The organism is Agromyces mangrovi, from assembly GCF_030296695.1.
Classification (GTDB): Bacteria; Actinomycetota; Actinomycetes; order Actinomycetales; family Microbacteriaceae; genus Agromyces; species Agromyces mangrovi.
Window position 1 is genome coordinate 2,938,686 of sequence record NZ_AP027737.1, and the last position, 18,941, is coordinate 2,957,626.

Sequence of the window (18,941 nt, forward strand, 5' to 3'; positions counted from 1 at the left end):
CCCGATCGCCCCGGTCGCGCCGCGCAGGTCGGCGCGGCGCACACCGGCGGCCGCCGCGGCCGGGTCCAGCGCGGCGAACATCGCGTCCAGCCCGTCCGACAGGTAGCGCTTGACCGAGCCCGGCCGGATGCCCAGCAGGCGCGCGATCTCGTCGACCGTGCGGTCCTCGTAGTAGCGCAGCACCAGGCAGGCGCGCTGCCGCGGCGGCAGGTCGCCCAGGCGTCGCAGCAGGTCGAGGCGCTCGTCCGAGGCATCCGTGTCGGCGTCGTGCACCACCGGCTCGGCGACCAGGTGGCGGATGCGCCGCCAGCGCCCGCCGCGTCGCTGCCCGTCGATCACCGCGTTCGCGATGGTGCGTCGCACGTACGCCTCGGCGCGCTGCGGGTCGACGGCGCGTCCCGGCCGCGCCCAGGCGCGCGCGAGCGACTCCTGCACGATGTCGGCCGCGTCGTCCTCGTTCCCGCACACGAGCACGGCGAAGCGGGTGAGCGCGGCGCCGCGGCGCGCGACGAGGTCCTCGACGGCCTCCTGCCATCCGCCCGCCATCGTCACCTCCGTCGCGTCCGCCCGGCGACGGGCACGCTGCCCGTCACTGTACGAGACGAACGGGGGCACCGGAACGTTGCGTCGCGGTCACGATCGATCGTCGCGATGCCAGCCGTGCTCGCCCACGAGCGGCACGAAGCGCACCGACTCGAGGCGTTCGATCACCGGCTCGCCGGTGCCCGGCCGGGTCACGCGCACGAGGTGCTGGCCGCCGCCCTGCTCGAGCGGCATCACGATGCAGCCGCCGTCGGCGAGCTGGTCGAGCCAGGGGAGCGGCACGTCGGGTCCGGCCGCCGCGGCGACGATGGCGTCGAACGGTGCGTGGTCGGGGAGCCCGAGCGTCCCGTCGCCGGTGACGACGTGCACGTTGCGCACGCCGGCCGCGGCGAGCGCGTCCACGGCCCCGGCGGCGAGCCCGGGCACGCGCTCGACGCTCCACACCTCGCCGGCGAGCCGGGCGAGCACCGCCGCCGCGTACCCCGAGCCGGTGCCGACCTCGAGCACGCGGTCGCCGGGGCGGATGCGCGCCGCCTGCGCCGTCAGCGCGACGACGTACGGCTGCGAGATGGTCTGCCCGTCGCCGATCGGCAGCGGGTGGTCGGCGTACGCCTCGCCGCGCAGCCGGGCGGGCAGGAACGCCTCCCGCGGCACGGCGCGCATGGCGTCGAGCACGGCGGGCTCGCGGATGCCGCGCGGCTCGAGGTGCCACGCGATCATGTCCTCGCGCTCAGCGCTGCGGTCCGTCACACCGGTGTCCCCACGGGCCCGGGAATCACTCACCGGACGCCGTCGGCGACCCTCGTCGAAACGTGCCCCCGGAGGGATTCGAACCCCCGACCTACGGTACCGGAAACCGGCGCTCTATCCCCTGAGCTACGGAGGCGCACCGCAAGAGACTACCACCCCGTGACGGGCCTCCCGACCGGCTCAGCCGCCCGTCACGTTCGCCAGCATCGCCTCCACGAGGGGCTGCGCGTCGCCCGGCTCGAAGAAGGCGACGGATGCGGCGGTGACCCAGTAGCCGTCGGCGAACGCCTGCGCCGTGCCGACGCCCGCGATGCGCCCGTAGTACCCCTCCACCTCCGGCGGCGTGCCGTACGTGGGCACCGCCTGGCCGGAGAGCACGGCCTCGTTGAGGCGGACCTCCATGGTGTCGCCGACGGGGCGCGCGACCGACACCTCGATGGTCTCGCCGCTCGACTGGTTCAGCCAGCCGCACGCGACGCCGTCGATCGACGCGGAGAACACGGCCGGCTCACCGGTCGGGGCGTAGCCGGGGTCCGTGCCGTAGTTCGGGTTGAAGGCGTACATCTGGTCGAGCGTGAGCAGCTCGTCGCAGGCGAGGCCGACCGGCTCGCCCGTGGGCGTCGGGGTCGGCGTCGGCGTGGCCGCATCCGTCTCCTCGGGCGCCTCGGACTGCGCCGTCGTCTCCTCCGGTGCCGGGGTCGGCGACGCGGTCGTGTCCTCAGGCGCGCACGCGGCCAGGCCCACGACGACGGCCGCCGCCACGAGCGGCACGGCGAGTAGTCGGAGGGGGCGTTCGAGGCGGGTCGGGCGCGCTGGCATGGAGCGACTGTATCAACGGCGAGGGTAGGATTTCCGGGTGACTCCCGCAGATCTCCAGACCTCCCTGCACGCCCTCGCGAGGGCCCTCGTCGAGCGCCGACGCGAGCAGGGCGCGGAGGTCTCGCTGGAGCTCGCACCGGCCGACGTCGTCATCGAGCGCCCGAAGCTGCGCGAGCACGGCGACTGGGCCTCCAGCATCGCGCTGCGGCTCGCGAAGCCGCTCGGCATGCCGCCCCGCCAGATCGCCGGCGAGCTCGCCGCGGGCCTCGCAGACGTCCCCGGCGTCGCGAGCACCGAGGTCGCCGGCCCCGGGTTCATCAACGTGCGCCTCGAGGCGGGTGCGGCGGGCGCTCTCGCGCGCACCATCGTGGAGGCCGGCGAGGCGTACGGCAGCGGCGACGCGCTGGCGGGCCGGGTCGTGAACCTCGAGTTCGTCTCGGCCAATCCCACGGGCCCGCTGCACATCGGCCACACCCGCTGGGCCGCGCTCGGCGACTCGCTCGGCCGCGTGCTCCGCGCCGCGGGCGCCGAGGTCGCCACCGAGTTCTACATCAACGACGCCGGCAACCAGATGGACACCTTCGCGGCGTCCGTGCTCGCGGCGATCACCGGCGCTCCCGCCCCCGAGAACGGGTACCGCGGCGCGTACGTCGACGACCTCGGCCGGCGGGTGCTCGAGGAGCGCCCCGAGCTGCTGGAGCTGCCCGCCGACGAGCAGCTCGTCATCGCGCGCGAGAGCGCGTACCGCATCCAGCTCGACGAGATCCGCGCCTCGCTCGAGCGGTTCAACGTGCACTTCGACGTCTGGTTCTCCGAGCGCACGCTGCACGCGACGGGGGAGGGCGGCCGGAGCGCGATCGACCTGGCCGTCGACCGCCTGCGCGAACAGGGGCACGTCTTCGACGAGGACGGCGCCGTCTGGGTGCGCACCACCGACTTCGGCGACGACAAGGACCGCGTCATCCGCCGCGCCAACGGCGTCTACACGTACTTCGCGGCCGACGCCGCCTACTACCTCGACAAGGGCGACCGCGGCTTCGAGCACAAGATCTACCTGCTCGGCGCCGACCACCACGGCTACGTGCACCGACTGAAGGCGCTCGCGGGCGCGGCGGGCGACGACCCCGACCGCGACATCGAGGTGCTCATCGGCCAGCTCGTGAGCGTCAACGGCGCCCGGCTCTCCAAGCGCGCGGGCAACATCATCGAGCTCGACGACCTGCAGGCCTGGCTCGGCACCGACGCGCTCCGCTACACGCTCGCGCGCTTCCCGGCCGACTCGCCGCTGGCGATCGACCCCGAGGTGCTGCAGCGGCGCACCAACGACAATCCCGTCTTCTACGTGCAGTACGCGCACGCCCGCACCGCGGCCGTGGCCCGCAATGCGGCATCCGTCGGCGTCGACCGTTCGAGCTTCGTGCCCGAGCTGCTCGACCACGAGTCGGAGTCGGCGCTGCTCGGTGCGCTCCAGGAGTTCCCGCGCATCGTCGCGCAGGCCGCCGAGCTGCGCGAGCCGCACCGCATCGCGCGCTACATCGAGGAGCTCTCGGGCCTGTTCCACCGCTGGTACGACACCTGCCGCGTGCTGCCGCTCGGCGACGAGCCCGTGGGCGACCTCCAGCGCACGCGCCTCTGGCTGAACGACGCCACGGGCACCGTGCTCCGCAACGGCCTGGGCCTCATCGGCGTCTCCGCGCCCGAACGGATGTGACATGACCGACGATCGGCAGGGCGAGCACGGGCCGGGCGACACCCGGCCCTACGGCGACGAGGAGCTGCACGGGCGAGCGGATGCCTCGGACACGCAGCCGATCCCGCCGATGGAGCAGCAGTCGGATGCCCCGCCCGAGCGCCGTCCGCGCCGCGGACTGCTGGTCGGCGCGATCGTCGCCGCGTCGCTGCTGGTGCTCGCGATCGCGACCGTCGTGACGGACGTCTGGCTGCGCGGAGCGAGCGAGCGGCAGGTCGCCGCCCAGATCGAGCAGGAGCTGCCCGAGGGCGTCTCCGGTGACGTCGAGGTGACGATCGGCGGTGCGAGCATGCTCTGGCAGCTCTTCATCGGCCGGTTCGACCGGGTGCAGGTGAGCGCACCCGAACTCGACGTCAACGGCGCGGTCCTCGACGTCGAGGTCGTGCTCGAGGGCACGCCCCGTGACCGCTCCCTGCCGACCGATCGTGCCACGGCGACCATCGCCCTGAGCGAGGCGGCCGTGTCGGAGCTCATCCCGATCCCGGGCGTGGGCGACGGCCTGCGCTTCGAGGACGGGCGGGTCGCGTACACCGGCACGGTCGAGATCCTCGGCTTCCCGATCGAGTACCGCGCCGACGCGACCGTCGAGGCCGACGGCGACACCGTGTTCATCACCCCGGAGTCGGTGCGCATCGTCGGCGGCTCGGCCGAGTTCGAGCTCGGCGGCATCGCGGAGGACCTGCTGCGCATCGACCCCATCCCGGTCTGCGTGGCGCAGTTCCTGCCCGACGGCGCCCAGGTGGACGAGCTCGCCTGGGAGGGCGGCGTCGTGACCGTCGTGCTCGAGGGCGAGGACCTCGTGCTCGACGAGGCGCTGCTGGAGCGCACCGGCTCCTGCGACTGACGCTCCGACGCCGTTCCGGGCCGCCCGTGACGGCCCGTGTCACGCGATTGGCCGCCGCTCGGGCGCCCCGATAGCATGGTCGGGCCTGCCCGGCCCCCGCCGGCGCACCCCCTTGCAGGCCGGCTTCAGGAACCAATCCGGGTTCGCTCGCCGCGCAGCGATCCACCGTTCCGCATTCCGTGAGGTTCCCATCGTGGCCACCGACGTCATCGCCCCGGCGTGGTTGCGCGTCCCGACCGACGCCGACGCGCTCGACGCGCGCGTCTGGCCGGCCTCGGCGCACCGCGACGACGACGGCGTGCTCACGGTGGGCGGCGTCGCCGCGACCGAGCTCGCGGCGCGCTTCGGCACCCCCTCTACGTGCTCGACGAGGCCGACGTGCGCGCACGCGCCGCCGCCGCGCGCGACGCGTTCGGGTCCGAGGCCCGCGCCGCCGGGTCCGACGCGCACGTCTACTACGCCGGCAAGGCGTTCCTCTCCGCCGAGGTCGCGCGCTGGGTCGTCGAGGCCGGACTGCGCGTCGACGTCGCGAGCGGGGAGAGCTCGCGGTCGCGCTGGCCGCGGGCGTGCCCGCAGCGGCGATCGGCTTCCACGGCAACAACAAGTCCGACGCCGAGATCGCGCGCGCGATCGCCGCGGGCGTCGGCTCGATCGTGCTCGACAGCCGCGCCGAGGTCGACCGCGTCGCCGACGCGGCCGCGCGTGCGGGCGTCGTGCAGGCGGTGCGCCTGCGCGTGAACAGCGGCGTGCACGCGCACACCCACGAGTTCCTCGCGACCGCGCACGACGACCAGAAGTTCGGCGTGCCCCTGGCCGATGCGGCCGGCGTCGTCGCCGCGATCCGCGGGTGCGGCTCGCTCCGCTTCCTCGGCCTGCACTGCCACATCGGCTCGCAGATCTTCGACGCCGGCGGATTCGCCGAGTCGGCCGAACGGCTCCTCGCCGTGCACGCCGAGCTGCTCGTCGGCGGCGACGTGCCCGAGCTGAACCTCGGCGGCGGCTTCGGCATCGCGTACACGAGTGCCGACGACCCGACGCCCGTCGAGGTGCTCGCGCGCGGCATCGTCGCCGCGGTCGCCGAGCGCTGCGCCGCGCTCGGCATCCCCGTGCCGGTGCTCGCGTTCGAGCCCGGCCGCTCCATCGTCGGCCCGCCCGGCGTCACCCTGTACGAGGTCGGCGCCATCAAGGACGTGCCCGTCTCGGGGGCATCCGCCGCTACGTCGCCGTCGACGGCGGCATGAGCGACAACGCCAGGCCGTCGCTCTACGGCGCCGACTACACGGTGCGCCTGGCCTCGCGCACGTCCGACGCGGACCCCGTGCTCGTGCGCCTCGCCGGCAAGCACTGCGAGTCGGGCGACATCCTCGTCGATGCCGACTACCTGCCCGGCGACGTGCGATCGGGCGACCTGGTCGCGGTCGCCGCGACCGGCGCCTACTGCTGGGCGCTCTCCAGCAACTACAACCTGCTCGCGCGCCCGGCCGTGGTGGCCGTCGACGGCGGCGAGGCACGGGTCATCGTGCGCGGCGAGACCGAGGCGGACCTCCTCGCGCGCGATGCCGGAATCACGGAAGGCCGCTGACACGGATGAGGATCGCATGATCGAATACCGTTCCCTGCGCGTCGCCCTGCTGGGCGGCGGCACGGTGGGCTCGCAGGTCGCGAGGCTGCTGCTCGAACACTCCGACGAGCTCGCCGCGCGCGCGGGCGCACGCATCGAGCTCACGGGCATCGCCGTGCGCGACGTCGACGCCAAGCGCGACGTCGACCTGCCGCACGACCTGTTCACGACGGATGCCTCGTCGCTGATCCTCGGGGCCGACATCGTCGTCGAGCTCATCGGCGGCCTCGAGCCCGCGCGCACCCTCGTGCTGCAGGCGATCAACTCGGGCGCCGACGTGGTCACCGCGAACAAGGCGCTCCTGGCCACACATGGCCCGGAGCTGTTCGAGGCGGCCGAGCAGGTCGGCGCGCAGCTCGCGTACGAGGCGGCCGTCGGCGGGGCGATCCCGATCATCCGGCCGCTCCGTGACAGCATGGCCGGCGACACGGTCGACCGCATCCTCGGCATCGTGAACGGCACGACCAACTACATCCTCGACCGCATGGACACGACCGGCGACAGCCTCGAGTCGGCGCTCGCCGCGGCGACCGCGCTCGGCTACGCCGAGGCCGACCCGACCGCCGACATCGAGGGCTACGACGCCGCGCAGAAGGCCGCGATCCTCGCGAGCCTCGCGTTCCACACCCTCGTGCCCGTCGAGCAGGTGCACCGCGAGGGCATCACGGGCGTCACCGCCGCTCAGGTCGAGTCGGCGAGGAAGGCCGGGTACGTCGTGAAGCTCCTGGCGATCTGCGAGCGCCTGCGCGACCCCGACACGGGCGACGAGGCCGTCTCGGCCCGCGTCTATCCGGCGATGGTCGACCGGGCGCACCCGCTCGCGGCCGTGCACGGGGCGAACAACGCGGTCTTCGTCGAGGCATCCGCCGCCGGCGACCTCATGTTCTACGGCGCGGGCGCCGGCGGGGCCGAGACCGCGTCGGCCGTGCTGGGCGACCTGGTGGCCGTCGTGCGGCGTCACGTCGCGGGCGGCCCCGGCATCGCCGAGTCGACCCACGCCGAACTGCCCGTGCTCGACATCGGCCAGGTCACGACCCGCTACGCGGTCACCATCGAGGTGCTCGACCAGCCCGGCGTGCTCGCCGCGATCGCGCAGATCTTCGCCGCCCACGGCGTCTCCGTCGAGCAGCTCGAGCAGACGCTCAGCGACGACGCCGGGCGGGCTACCCTTGTGATCGGCACCCACGAGGCACGCGAGTCCTCCCTGGCCGACACCGTCGCGGCGCTCGCCGCAGATCCCGTGGTCGACCAGGTCACGTCCGTCCTCCGAGTCGAAGGAGCATAGTGGAACACCCCACTCCGAAGCCGAACTCCCGCCAGTGGCGCGGGGTCATCCGCGAGTACGCGGACCGGCTCGACGTCTCGGATGCCACCCCGATCGTGACCCTCGGCGAGGGCGGCACGCCGCTCATCCCGGCCCGGGCGCTGTCGGACCGCACGGGCGCGAACGTCTGGGTGAAGTTCGAGGGCATGAACCCGACGGGCTCGTTCAAGGACCGCGGCATGACCATGGCCGTGTCCAAGGCGGTCGAGCACGGCGCGAAGGTCGTCATCTGCGCGTCGACCGGCAACACCTCGGCCAGCGCCGCGGCGTACGCGACGCACGCGGGCATCCAGTCGGCGGTGCTCGTGCCCGAGGGCAAGATCGCCATGGGCAAGCTCGCGCAGGCGATCGCCCACGGCGCCGAGCTGCTGCAGGTGCAGGGCAACTTCGACGACTGCCTCGACATCGCCCGCGACCTGTCGGCGAACTACCCCGTGCACCTCGTGAACTCGGTGAACAACGACCGCATCGAGGGGCAGAAGACGGCCGCGTTCGAGGTCGTCGAGGCGCTCGGCGACGCACCCGACTTCCACTTGGTGCCGGTCGGCAACGCCGGCAACTACACCGCCTACCACCGCGGCTACCGCGAGGAGGTCGAGCGCGGCGAGTCGACGCGGCTGCCGCGCATGTTCGGCTTCCAGGCGGCGGGCTCGGCGCCCATCGTGCGCGGCGAGCCCGTGCGCGACCCCGACACGATCGCGAGCGCCATCCGCATCGGAAACCCCGCCTCGTGGGAACTCGCCCTGTCGGCCCGCGACGACAGCGACGGCTACTTCGGCGCGATCACCGACGAGAAGATCCTCGAGGCGCACCGCATCCTCTCGGCCGAGGTCGGGGTGTTCGTCGAGCCGGCGTCGGCGATCAGCGTCGCCGGCCTGCTCGAGCGTTCCGAGGCCGGTGCGATCCCGGCGGGCTCGACCGTGGTGCTGACCGTGACCGGCCACGGCCTGAAGGACCCCAGTGGGCGCTCCGCGCCGCCGACGGCTCCGACGTGAGCCCGACGGTCGTGCCGGTCGACACCGCCGCGATCGCCGACGTGCTCGGGCTGGCGTCATGACGGAGGCCGTCGTGGGGAGCCTGCGCGCGCTCGACCTGGAACCGGGCACGACCGTGCACGTCAAGGTGCCCGCGACCACCGCGAACCTCGGCCCCGGCTTCGACACCCTCGGCCTCGGGCTCGCGCTGTACGACGACCTCGACATCACGGTGCTCGACCACCCCGGTCTCGAGATCGTCGTCGAGGGCGTGGGCGAGGGCGAGGTGCCGCTCGACGAGTCGCACCTCGTGGTCCGCTCCATGGCGCACAGCCTCGCGACGCAGGGCTATGCGCTCCCGCCGATCCGGCTGCACGCGCACAACACCATCCCGCACAGCCGCGGCCTGGGCTCCTCGGGCGCCGCGGTCGTCGCGGGCGTCATGGCCGCGAAGGGCCTGCTCGAGGGCACCGTCGAGCTCGACTCGGCGACCCTGCTCGCCCTCGCGACCGACCTCGAGGGGCACCCCGACAACGTCGCGCCGGCGCTGTTCGGCGGGCTCACGATCGCCTGGACCACCGAGCAGGGGCCGCAGCACAAGAAGCTCATCGTGCACCGCGGCGTGTCCCCGCTCGTCCTGGTGCCCGAGCACGTCATGTCGACGGCGCTCGCCCGGTCGCTGCAGCCCAAGCACGTGCCGCACGAGGACGCGGTCTTCAACCTGTCGCGTTCGGCGTTGCTCGTCGCGGCCCTGACCCAGAGCCCCGAACTGCTGCTCGCCGCCACCGAGGACAAGCTCCACCAGAGCTACCGTGCCTCGGCGATGCCCGAGACGGAGCGCCTCATCCGAGTGCTCCGCGAGGCGGGCCACGCGGCGGTCGTGTCGGGTGCCGGCCCGTCGATCCTGGTGCTCGCGAGCAACCCCGCGGAGCGGCTCGACGCGGCCGGACTGGTCGAGCGCGAGGCGGACTCGCCGTGGCAGGCGCTCATGCCGGCGGTCGACTTCCGGGGCGCGACGGCGGTCGCCGAGGACTGACACGCAGTCCACAGGTGCCGGGGCACCCCGTTCGCGGTGGTAAACTCGCAGGCAGCACCCGGCAGGCACGCGGGAACCGCGAACCGGCCGCATCGTGCGATTCTTCAGCAACTCATTGCTCACGCCCATGCGTGCATCCGCGCTCCAGCGCAGGACTCGGCGCGTGCGGGCGCATCAGCTCTCCCGGCCCATTCCCGAACGCCGGGGGAAAGGAAACATACCCAGTGACCAACGCAACCGACCACGCCTCGGGCGTGGCCAACGGCGCCCCCTGTCCGGTCTCAAGGTCGCGGAGCTGCAGCAGCTCGCCACCGACCTCGGCATCGCGGGCGCGAACAAGCTCCGCAAGGGCGAGCTCGTCGAGGCGATCTCCGACCGCCGCGGCTCGGCCTCGGCCTCGGGTTCGGCCTCCGGCGAGGGCGCCCCGCGCCGCGCCTCCCGACGTGCGACGAGCGCCGGCACCGCCGCCGGCGCCCACGTCAACTCGGGCGACACCGGCCTCGACAGCCTCGTCCCGGCCGACGCGTCCGCGCCGGCCCCCGAGGCGGACCGGAAGCCGGCCGACGAGCGGCCCGCCGAGCAGCGGGCCGACGAGAAGCCTGCTGACGACAAGCGGACCGACGAGAAGCGGACCGACGAGAAGCGGACCGACGAGCAGTCGGCCGAGCAGCAGGCCGACCGGAAGCAGTCCGGCGAGTCGGGCGCCGAGCAGTCCGACGCCGACGACCGCTCCGGCAAGGACTCCGGCGACGGGCAGCAGCGCTCCGGCCGCAGCCGGAGCCGCAACCGTCGCAACCGCGGCGGTGGCGGCGGCGACCAGCAGGCAGCGTCCGGCGACCAGCGCGACGGCGAGTCCGGCGACGACGGCGGGCAGGCGCAGAAGAACGACGGCGGCCGCCAGAAGGGCCAGCAGGGCCAGGGCGGCAAGGGCCAGGGCAACGCCCAGCGCCAGCAGAAGCAGGACGACGCGCAGGACGACGGCGGCCGGCAGAAGGGCCAGCAGGGCCAGCAGGGCCAGGGCGGCCGCGGCGGCAACGCCGACCAGGGCGAGGGCGAGGGCGGCCGGCGCAGCCGGTACCGCGACCGCAAGCGTCGCGGCGGTGGCGGCGGCGACGAGGCCGAGCCCGAGATCCTCGACGACGACGTGCTCATCCCCGTCGCGGGCATCCTCGACGTGCTCGACAACTACGCGTTCGTGCGCACGACCGGCTACCTCCCCGGCCCGAGCGACGTGTACGTCTCGCTCGGCCAGGTGAAGAAGTACCACCTGCGCAAGGGCGACGCGGTCGTCGGCGCCATCAAGCAGCCGCGCGAGGGCGAGGGCAACAGCCGCCAGAAGTACAACGCCCTGGTGAAGGTCGACTCGATCAACGGCCAGGCACCGGATGCCTCGGGCGAGCGCGTCGACTTCCAGAAGCTGACCCCGCTCTACCCGCAGGACCGCCTGCGCCTGGAGACCGAGCCCACGAAGCTCACGCAGCGCATCATCGACCTGGTCGCGCCCATCGGCAAGGGCCAGCGCGGCCTGATCGTGGCGCCGCCGAAGGCGGGCAAGACGATCGTGCTGCAGCAGATCGCCAACGCGATCTCGCAGAACAACCCCGAGGTCCACCTCATGGTCGTGCTCGTCGACGAGCGCCCCGAGGAGGTCACCGACATGCAGCGCACGGTGAAGGGCGAGGTCATCGCCTCGACCTTTGACCGCCCCGCCGAGGACCACACGACGGTTGCCGAGCTCGCCATCGAGCGCGCGAAGCGCCTCGTCGAGCTGGGCCACGACGTCGTCGTGCTGCTCGATTCGATCACGCGCCTGGGTCGCGCGTACAACCTCGCGGCGCCGGCCTCCGGCCGCATCCTCTCGGGTGGCGTCGACGCGAGCGCGCTGTACCCGCCGAAGCGCTTCTTCGGCGCGGCCCGCAACATCGAGAACGGCGGCTCGCTCACCATCCTCGCCACGGCGCTCGTCGAGACCGGGTCGAAGATGGACGAGGTGATCTTCGAGGAGTTCAAGGGCACCGGCAACTCCGAGCTGCGCCTGTCGCGCCAGCTCGCCGACAAGCGCATCTTCCCGGCGGTCGACGTGAACGCGTCGTCGACGCGCCGCGAGGAGATGCTGCTCTCGAACGACGAGGTCAAGATCACCTGGAAGCTGCGTCGTGCGCTCGCCGGGCTCGAGCCGCAGCAGGCGCTCGAGGCGGTGCTCGGCCGGCTCAAGGAGACCCAGTCGAACACCGAGTTCCTGCTGCTCATGCAGAAGTCGGCTCCGGTCGCGGGCAACGGCCACGGCGAGGCCCACCGCCACGGCCACGAGAACGACCACCGCTGACGCCGGTGTTCGAGTCCGTCCAGGCGCTGCGCGCCGAGCACGGCCAGCTCCAGGAGGAGCTGGCCGACCCGGCGCTGCACGCCGACCCCGCGCGCTCGCGCAAGGTCAACCGCCGCTACGCAGAGCTCAGCCGCATCGTGGCCGCGCACGATGCGTGGACCCAGGCGAACGACGACCTCGAGGCCGCCCGCGAGCTGGCCGCGGAGGACGAGGCGTTCGCCGAGGAGGTGCCGGGCCTCGAGGCGCAGCTCGCCGAGTCGCAGGAGCACCTGCGGCGACTGCTCATCCCGCGCGACCCCGACGACGGCCGCGACGTGATCATGGAGATCAAGGGCGGCGAGGGCGGCGCCGAGAGCGCGCTGTTCGCGGCCGACCTGCTGCGCATGTACCTGCAGTACGCCGCGGCGAAGGGCTGGAAGACCGAGCTGCTCGAGTCCGACGAGTCCGACCTGGGCGGCTACAAGAACGTGCAGGTCGCCATCAAGTCGAACGCCTCCGACCCGTCGGAGGGCGTCTGGGCGCACCTGAAGTACGAGGGCGGCGTGCACCGCGTGCAGCGCGTGCCGGTCACCGAGGCGCAGGGCCGCATCCACACGTCGACCACGGGCGTGCTCGTGTTCCCCGAGGTGGACGAGCCCGAGGAGGTCGACATCAACCAGAACGACCTCAAGATCGACGTCTACCGCTCGTCGGGCCCGGGCGGGCAGTCGGTGAACACGACCGACTCGGCCGTGCGCATCACGCACCTGCCGACCGGCATCGTGGTGTCGATGCAGAACGAGAAGTCGCAGCTGCAGAACCGCGAGGCCGGGATGCGCGTGCTGCGCGCCCGCCTGCTCGCGCGCCAGCAGGAGGAGCTCGCGGCGGCCGCGTCCGACGCCCGCAAGTCGCAGATCCGCTCGATGGACCGCTCCGAGCGCATCCGCACCTACAACTTCCCCGAGAACCGCATCGCCGATCACCGCACGGGCTACAAGGCGTACAACCTCGACCACGTCATGAACGGCGCGCTCGACCCGGTCATCGAGTCGGCCGTGCAGGCCGACGAGGAGGCCAGGCTGGCCCAGATCGGCGACGAGTCCTAGCCGATCCCGTCGTCAGTCGTGCACGCCGCGCGCCGCGTCGGCCGTAGCATCCGCCAGTGGCCGGAACTGCGCCGGGATGCCCACGACGAGCGAGTGCGGGGGAGCGTCGTGCGTCACGACCGCGTTGGCGCCGACCGTCGATCCCGCGCCGATGGTGATGTCGCCCAGCAGCTTCGCGCCGGCGCCGACGGTCACGCCGTCCTCGAGCGTCGGATGCCGCTTGGTGCCGCGTCCCGCGCCGCGCTTCGCCTTCCCGCCGAGCGTCACCCCGTGGTACAGCATGACGTCGTCGCCGAGCACGGCCGTCTCGCCGATCACGACGCCCATGCCGTGGTCGATGAAGAAGCGGCGGCCGATGGTCGCGCCGGGGTGGATCTCGATGCCGGTGAGGAAGCGGTTCAGCTGCGAGAGCACGCGTGCGAGCAGCCGGAAGCCGCGCCGCCAGAGCGCGTGCGCGACCCGGTGGCCCCAGACGGCGTGCACGCCCGAGTAGGCGAGGAAGATCTCGAACGCGCTGCGCGACGCGGGGTCGTGGGCGCGTGCGGTGGCGAGGTCCTCGCGGACACGGGAGACGAGCTTCACCGGCCCATCCAATCAGACCGCTCCTGAGGGAACGCTCAGCCCTCGTCCAGCAGGCCCTCGTACAGCACGGTCGAGAGGTAGCGCTCGCCGTAGCTGGCGAGGATCACGACGATCGTCTTGCCGGCGTTCTCCGGGCGCTTGGCGATCTCGACGGCGGCGTGCACGGTCGCGCCCGAGCTGAGCCCGCCGAGGATGCCCTCCTCCATGCCGAGCCGGCGCGCCATGGCGACGGCCTGGTCGATGTTCACGTCGAAGATCTCGTCGTAGACCTCGCGGTCGAGGATCGGCGGGATGAAGTTCGGGCCGATGCCCTGGATCTTCTGCGGCGCCGGGGACCCGCCGTTCAGGATCGGCGACTCGGCCGGCTCGACGCCGATGACCTGCACGCCCGGCTTGCGCTCCTTCAGCACCTGGCCGACGCCCGTGATGGTGCCGCCCGTGCCGATGCCCGAGACGAAGATGTCGACGCCGCCGTCGGTGTCGTCCCAGACCTCCTCGGCGGTGGTGCGGCGGTGGATGGCCGGGTTCGCCTCGTTCTCGAACTGGCGGGCGAGCACCGCGCCCTCGATGCCGGCGGCGATCTCCTCGGACTTCTCGACCGCACCCTTCACGCCCACGGGGCCCGGGGTCAGCACGAGCTCGGCGCCGTACGCCTTCAGCAGCTGGCGCCGCTCGATGCTCATGGTCTCGGGCATCGTGAGGATGACCCGGTAGCCGCGCGCCGCGCCGACCATGGCGAGCGCGATGCCGGTGTTGCCGCTCGTCGCCTCGACGATGGTGCCGCCGGGCTGCAGCTCGCCCGACGCCTCGGCGGCGTCGACGATGGCGATGCCGAGGCGGTCCTTGACGCTCGCCGACGGGTTGTAGAACTCGAGCTTGCCGAGCACCTCGGCGGCCGCGCCGTCGGTGACCCGGTTCAGGCGCACGAGCGGGGTCTTCCCGAACGCCTCGGTGATGCTGCCGTAGACCTGTCCCATGGTGCCCGTCCTCTCGCTCGTGCGCGTCGTCGCGCGCCGCATCCGAGCATACGGGGGCGGCCGGTTCCCGGGCGAGTGCGTTACATTCGACCCTCGTGGATGCGACCTGGCCGAACGACGCCCGCGACCTGCGCGCGGTGCGCGACGACGTGGCGCAGCGACTGCTGCTCGCCGGCATCGCGGATGCCGAGGTCGACGCCGACCTGCTGATCGGCCACGTGCTCGGGCTCGGCCGCGGCGAGGTGCAGGCCCGCATGGTGCTCGGCGGTGGGCTGGGCGAGGCGGATGCCGCTGCGCTGGAGTCCCTCGTCGCCCGGCGCGCGGCGCGCGAGCCGCTGCAGCACCTGACCGGCCGGGCCGCGTTCCGGTCGCTCGAGCTCGAGGTGGGCCCCGGCGTGTTCGTGCCGCGGCCCGAGACCGAGCAGGTGGCCCAGCACGCGATCGACGCGCTGCGGGCGGTCGCCGACCCGGAGCCGCGCGCGGTCGACCTCGGCACGGGCACCGGCGCGATCGCGCTCGCGATGGCCACCGAGGTGCCGCACGCGCGGGTGTGGGCCGTCGAGAAGTCCCCGGCCGCCTTCCGCTGGGCGCGCGCGAACGTGCGCCGCATCGGCGCCGCGAACCTCGAGCTCGTCTTCGGCGACCTCGCCGACGCGCTCACCCAGCTCGACGGCACCGTCTCGGTCGTCATCTCGAACCCGCCGTACATCCCCGACGACGCGCTGCCGCGCGACCCCGAGGTGCGCCTGCACGACCCCGAGGCGGCGCTCTACGGCGGTGCCGACGGGCTCGACGTCGTGCGCGACGTCTCGCGCACGGGGCACCGACTGCTGCGCCCCGGCGGCCTGCTCGTGATCGAGCACGGCGAGCAGCAGTCCGCCGCGATCGGGGCCCTGCTCGCCGCCGACGGCTGGCGGGCGGTCGCGCACCACCGCGACCTCACCGGGCGCGACCGCGCCACGACCGCGCTGCGCTGACCGGGGGCATCCGCCCGCTCAGGCCGTCGCGAACGACTCGACCGCCTCGAGCAGGTGCTCGGTGTTGTAGCCGTGGCCGATGGGGAGGAACTCGAACGCCTCGAGCCCCGCGTCGACCGCGCCGCGCACGTTCGCGCCCGAGTCGTCCACGAAGAACGCGCGCTCGGGCGGCACGCCGAAGCGGTCGCAGGCGCGCGTGTAGATGCGCCGCTCGGGCTTGCGGGCGCCGAGGGCCGCCGAGACGAGGTCGTTGCCGCCGAGGATCTCGTGCACCTCGGGCGCGAGCACGGGCAGCGCGTCGCGGAAGATGATCGGGTTGTTCGACAGCAGCGACACGGTGCCGAGCTCCGCCGCGCGCCGCAGCACCGCGATCGACGCCGGGATGGGCGTCATCGCGGCCCGGCGGGCGTCCACCCACTGCTCGAGCGTGAGGCGGGTGCCGGTGACCTCGCCGAACGCCTCGAGGTACTCGTCGGTCGTCGCGTACTCGCCGGCCTCCGCGGCGGCCTCGTGGCCCTCGGACCACCACGACTTGGCGAGGTGGTACTCGCTCGTGCCGGTCAGGCGCGCGAGGGCGGGCAGGCGCTCGCGGAAGTCGTACGCGTAGAGCGTCTTGTCGAAGTCGAACAGGTAGAGCACCGTCGCCACGCGACCAGTATCCCAGCCCGGGGGCGAGCTGCGAAGGATCCCCGTCCGCTCCATTAGACTCGTGCGGTCATGACACGCATCCACGACACCTCGGTCGGCACCGGCCTGATGACCGGCATGCGGCTGGCCCGACAGGCCCTCGGCCGGGGGCAGCTCGTCGTGCTGCCGACCGACACCGTGTACGGCGTCGCCGCCGACGCGTTCGACGCGAACGCGGTGCAGCGGCTGCTCGACGCCAAGGGCCGCGACCGCACCGCCCCGCCGCCCGTGCTCATCCCCGGCATCCCCACGCTCGATGCGCTCGCCGCCGACGTGCCCGCCCCCGTGCGCGCGCTGGTGGAGGCGTTCTGGCCCGGCGGGCTGACGGTGATCCTCGAGGCGCAGCCGTCGCTCCGCTGGGACTTGGGGGAGACCCGCGGTACCGTCGCGCTCCGCATGCCCGACCACCCCATCGCGCTCGAGCTGCTCGCCGAGACCGGCCCGCTCGCGGTGTCGTCGGCGAACCTCTCGGGGCAGCCGGCCGCCACCACCGCGCAGGCGGCCGAGGAGATGCTGGGCGAGTCGGTCGAGGTGTACCTCGACGGCGGCACGTCGGGCGCCGGGTACGAGGCGGTGGGGGAGCGGCCGGGCGACCTGTCGTCGACCATCGTCGACGCGACCGGACTGTCGCGCACCGACGGCCGGCTCCGCATCGTGCGCGCCGGGGTCATCACGCGCGAGCAGATCGCGGAGGTCGTGAGCGAGGACCTGATGGAACCGGTCGCGGTCGTCACCGCCGACGCTGAGGCACCCGCCGCGGACGCTGCTGCGACGGCCGAGGCGGATGCCGCCCCGGAGGCCGACACCGCATGAGGGCGTTCCTCGGGCTCGCGCTCGTCACCGCCGTGGTGACGCTCGTCCTGTCGATCGTCATCTGGAAGCTCAGCCTGCGGTACCGGCTCTACCCGAAGATCCGCGAGCGCGACGTGCACACGCGCCCCACACCGCGGCTCGGCGGCATCGCCATGTTCCTCGGAATCGTGACGGCGTTCGGCGTGGCATCCCTCGTCTCGTCCTCGATCGCGCCGCTCGCCATCGTGTTCGCCGACCGCAGCCAGATCCTGGCGATCCTCGGCGCAGCGCTGCTGATCGTGCTGCTCGGCGTCGCCGACGACATCTGGGACCTCGACTGGCTGACCAAGCTCGCCGGCCAGTTCCTCGCGGCGGGGCTCGTCGCGTGGCAGGGCGTGTCGATCCTCTCGCTGCCGATCGGCGGCGTGACCGTGGGGTCGTCGTGGCTCTCGGCCGCCGTCACGGTCTTCGCGATCGTGCTCGTGATGAACGCGGTCAACTTCATCGACGGGCTCGACGGCCTGGTCGCGGGCGTGGCGCTCATCGCCAACGGCACCTTCTTCGTGTACACGTACCTGCTGGTGCAGCAGACCTCGCCGACCAACTACTTCAACCTCGCCTCGCTCATCGCCGTGCTCGTCGTCGGCGCCTGCGCCGGGTTCCTGCCGCTCAACTGGCACCCCGCCAAGCTCTTCATGGGCGACGCCGGGGCGCTGCTCATCGGCCTGCTGATGGCCACGTCGGCCATCGCCGTTACCGGTCAGATCAACCCCGGCTCGATCGGCGCCGGCGACCTCTTCCCGGCGTTCATCCCCGTGATCCTGCCGTTCGCGGTGCTCGTGATCCCGCTGCTCGACTTCACGCTCGCGGTGATCCGGCGCCTCCGCGCCGGCAAGTCGCCGTTCTCCGCCGACCGCGGGCACCTGCACCACCGGCTCCTCGACATGGGGCACACGCACCTGCACGCCGTCCTCATCCTGTACGCGTGGACCGGCGTCGCCTCGGTCGGATTCCTGCTGAGCTTCGTGCTGCCGGCGTACACCGAACTCGACCGCGCCTGGGCGTTCGTCTTCCTCGGCGTCGGCTTCGTGGCCTGCGCGGCGCTCACGCTGGCACCGCTCACGAGACGACGCCGCGGGGCGCTCCGCGACGACCTCGCGGGCGACGAGGAGCTCCCAGACGACGCCGAGGCGCGCGACGGTAGACTCTCGACGCACCCCACTGGAGACCGATGAACGACGCACGCCCGCCCGCAGACCGCCCCGCCGACCGCCGGCAGCCGACCTCGGGACCCGTGCTCCGGGAGGCATTGAAGTGGGGCGGCGTGTGCGCCCTCGTGATCGCGGTCGTGGGAGGCCTGCTCGGCTGGCTCTTCGCAGGCACGGTCGGGCTGACGAGCGCGCTGCTCGGCACCGTGATCGCGATCGGGTTCATGGGCATCACCGCGGCGAGCATCCTGCTGGCCAACCGGTTCGCCGCGAGCGACCTGTTCGTCGGCGCCTTCTTCGGCATCGTGCTCGGCGGCTGGCTGCTGAAGTTCGTGCTCTTCATCGTGCTCGTGGTGCTGCTCCGCGAGCAGCCGTGGCTCGACCCCACCGTGCTCTTCCTCGCGATCGTCGCGGGCGTCATCGCCTCGCTGGTCGTCGACGTGGTCGTCGTGCTGCGCTCGCGGGTGCCGTACGCGAGCGACGTCGAACTGCCGAAGGCGCCGACCGACGACTGAGGCGCCGCCCGCGGCGGATACGTGCCGCTGGAGGCATCCGATCGGACCGGAGCGTCTCGGATTCGCCCGGATCGCCGTTCTCTTGCTAGGATCATGACCGATCCCCCGGTTCTCGACGCGCCACAGGTGTG

The 18,941-nt window shown here is 73.1% G+C and carries 15 protein-coding genes, 1 tRNA gene and 3 pseudogenes; 12 read left to right on the top strand and 7 right to left on the bottom strand.

The annotated features are described in order from the left end of the window. Positions 1-138: 138 nt before the first annotated feature. The 4 genes and pseudogenes from QUE38_RS17695 to QUE38_RS13985 all read right to left on the bottom strand — a co-directional run. Positions 139-546: pseudogene (locus tag QUE38_RS17695) on the bottom strand (RNA polymerase sigma factor); the annotation flags it as partial. 87 nt (positions 547-633) lie between these two features. Next, a complete protein-coding gene (locus QUE38_RS13975; RefSeq protein ID WP_286308869.1) occupies positions 634-1,293 on the bottom strand; it encodes a protein-L-isoaspartate(D-aspartate) O-methyltransferase in 660 nt (219 codons plus the stop codon). 63 nt (positions 1,294-1,356) lie between these two features. Beyond that, a tRNA-Arg gene (locus tag QUE38_RS13980) sits at positions 1,357-1,429 on the bottom strand. Between the two features lie 44 nt (positions 1,430-1,473). Further along, a complete protein-coding gene (locus QUE38_RS13985; RefSeq protein WP_286308870.1) occupies positions 1,474-2,112 on the bottom strand; it encodes an iron ABC transporter ATP-binding protein in 639 nt (212 codons plus the stop codon). Between the two features lie 37 nt (positions 2,113-2,149). Between QUE38_RS13985 and QUE38_RS13990 the strand changes: the two genes are divergently transcribed. The 8 genes and pseudogenes from QUE38_RS13990 to prfA all read left to right on the top strand — a co-directional run bounded on the left by QUE38_RS13990 (position 2,150) and on the right by prfA (position 13,072). Then, positions 2,150-3,823: an arginine--tRNA ligase gene (locus QUE38_RS13990; RefSeq protein WP_286308872.1), complete on the top strand. Its 1,674-nt coding sequence runs from the start codon at positions 2,150-2,152 to the stop codon at positions 3,821-3,823. Between the two features lies 1 nt (position 3,824). Next, a complete protein-coding gene (locus QUE38_RS13995; protein WP_286308873.1) occupies positions 3,825-4,706 on the top strand; it encodes an LmeA family phospholipid-binding protein in 882 nt (293 codons plus the stop codon). Positions 4,707-4,899: 193 nt separating this feature from the next. Next, positions 4,900-6,288: pseudogene (lysA, locus tag QUE38_RS14000) on the top strand (diaminopimelate decarboxylase). A 16-nt stretch (positions 6,289-6,304) separates the two neighbouring features. Further along, a complete protein-coding gene (locus tag QUE38_RS14005) occupies positions 6,305-7,612 on the top strand; it encodes a homoserine dehydrogenase (protein ID WP_286308874.1) in 1,308 nt (435 codons plus the stop codon). Further along, a pseudogene (gene thrC / locus QUE38_RS14010) lies at positions 7,612-8,708 on the top strand (threonine synthase). The gene QUE38_RS14005 and the pseudogene thrC overlap by 1 nt, the downstream one beginning before the upstream one ends. Continuing rightward, positions 8,705-9,661: a homoserine kinase gene (thrB, locus tag QUE38_RS14015; protein WP_286308875.1), complete on the top strand. Its 957-nt coding sequence runs from the start codon at positions 8,705-8,707 to the stop codon at positions 9,659-9,661. Before thrC ends, thrB begins: the two are co-directional and overlap by 4 nt. Positions 9,662-9,824: 163 nt before the next feature. Continuing rightward, on the top strand, positions 9,825-11,987 hold the full coding sequence (gene rho, locus QUE38_RS14020) for a transcription termination factor Rho (protein WP_350227480.1): 2,163 nt from the start codon (positions 9,825-9,827) through the stop codon (positions 11,985-11,987). Between the two features lie 5 nt (positions 11,988-11,992). Beyond that, positions 11,993-13,072 carry a peptide chain release factor 1 gene (gene prfA, locus QUE38_RS14025; RefSeq protein ID WP_286308876.1) on the top strand — a complete coding sequence of 360 codons (1,080 nt, stop codon included), beginning with the start codon at positions 11,993-11,995 and terminating at the stop codon, positions 13,070-13,072. 12 nt (positions 13,073-13,084) lie between these two features. Here the strand turns inward: prfA and epsC are convergent, their stop codons facing one another. Continuing rightward, positions 13,085-13,654 carry a serine O-acetyltransferase EpsC gene (gene epsC / locus QUE38_RS14030; protein ID WP_286308877.1) on the bottom strand — a complete coding sequence of 190 codons (570 nt, stop codon included), beginning with the start codon at positions 13,652-13,654 and terminating at the stop codon, positions 13,085-13,087. A 35-nt stretch (positions 13,655-13,689) separates the two neighbouring features. After that, complete coding sequence (gene cysK / locus QUE38_RS14035) at positions 13,690-14,631, bottom strand: cysteine synthase A (RefSeq protein ID WP_286308879.1); 942 nt, start codon at positions 14,629-14,631, stop codon at positions 13,690-13,692. 95 nt (positions 14,632-14,726) lie between these two features. Here cysK and prmC point away from each other — a divergent pair, with 95 nt between their 5' ends. Beyond that, a complete protein-coding gene (prmC, locus tag QUE38_RS14040) occupies positions 14,727-15,608 on the top strand; it encodes a peptide chain release factor N(5)-glutamine methyltransferase (RefSeq protein ID WP_286308881.1) in 882 nt (293 codons plus the stop codon). 18 nt (positions 15,609-15,626) lie between these two features. On the opposite strand, the gene QUE38_RS14045 is transcribed toward prmC, so the two are convergent. Beyond that, positions 15,627-16,256, bottom strand: coding sequence for an HAD-IA family hydrolase (locus QUE38_RS14045; protein WP_286308882.1), 630 nt, complete (start codon positions 16,254-16,256; stop codon positions 15,627-15,629). A 69-nt stretch (positions 16,257-16,325) separates the two neighbouring features. Between QUE38_RS14045 and QUE38_RS14050 the strand changes: the two genes are divergently transcribed. The 3 genes from QUE38_RS14050 to QUE38_RS14060 are packed head-to-tail and all read left to right on the top strand — an operon-like array spanning position 16,326 to position 18,810. Beyond that, positions 16,326-17,108, top strand: coding sequence for an L-threonylcarbamoyladenylate synthase (locus QUE38_RS14050; RefSeq protein WP_286308883.1), 783 nt, complete (start codon positions 16,326-16,328; stop codon positions 17,106-17,108). Further along, positions 17,105-18,322 carry an MraY family glycosyltransferase gene (locus QUE38_RS14055; RefSeq protein ID WP_286308884.1) on the top strand — a complete coding sequence of 406 codons (1,218 nt, stop codon included), beginning with the start codon at positions 17,105-17,107 and terminating at the stop codon, positions 18,320-18,322. The genes QUE38_RS14050 and QUE38_RS14055 overlap by 4 nt, the downstream gene beginning before the upstream one ends. Continuing rightward, complete coding sequence (locus QUE38_RS14060; RefSeq protein ID WP_286308885.1) at positions 18,319-18,810, top strand: hypothetical protein; 492 nt, start codon at positions 18,319-18,321, stop codon at positions 18,808-18,810. Before QUE38_RS14055 ends, QUE38_RS14060 begins: the two co-directional genes overlap by 4 nt. Positions 18,811-18,941: the final 131 nt, after the last annotated feature.

Coding starts and splice junctions, on each gene's coding strand:
- QUE38_RS14050 (WP_286308883.1), top strand. CDS start 16,326: ATGACACGCATCCACGACACCTCGGTCGGCACCGGCCTGATGACCGGC.
- QUE38_RS14055 (WP_286308884.1), top strand. CDS start 17,105: ATGAGGGCGTTCCTCGGGCTCGCGCTCGTCACCGCCGTGGTGACGCTC.
- thrB (WP_286308875.1), top strand. CDS start 8,705: ATGACGGAGGCCGTCGTGGGGAGCCTGCGCGCGCTCGACCTGGAACCG.
- QUE38_RS13985 (WP_286308870.1), bottom strand. CDS start 2,112: ATGCCAGCGCGCCCGACCCGCCTCGAACGCCCCCTCCGACTACTCGCC.
- cysK (WP_286308879.1), bottom strand. CDS start 14,631: ATGGGACAGGTCTACGGCAGCATCACCGAGGCGTTCGGGAAGACCCCG.
- QUE38_RS14005 (WP_286308874.1), top strand. CDS start 6,305: ATGATCGAATACCGTTCCCTGCGCGTCGCCCTGCTGGGCGGCGGCACG.
- QUE38_RS14060 (WP_286308885.1), top strand. CDS start 18,319: ATGAACGACGCACGCCCGCCCGCAGACCGCCCCGCCGACCGCCGGCAG.
- QUE38_RS13995 (WP_286308873.1), top strand. CDS start 3,825: ATGACCGACGATCGGCAGGGCGAGCACGGGCCGGGCGACACCCGGCCC.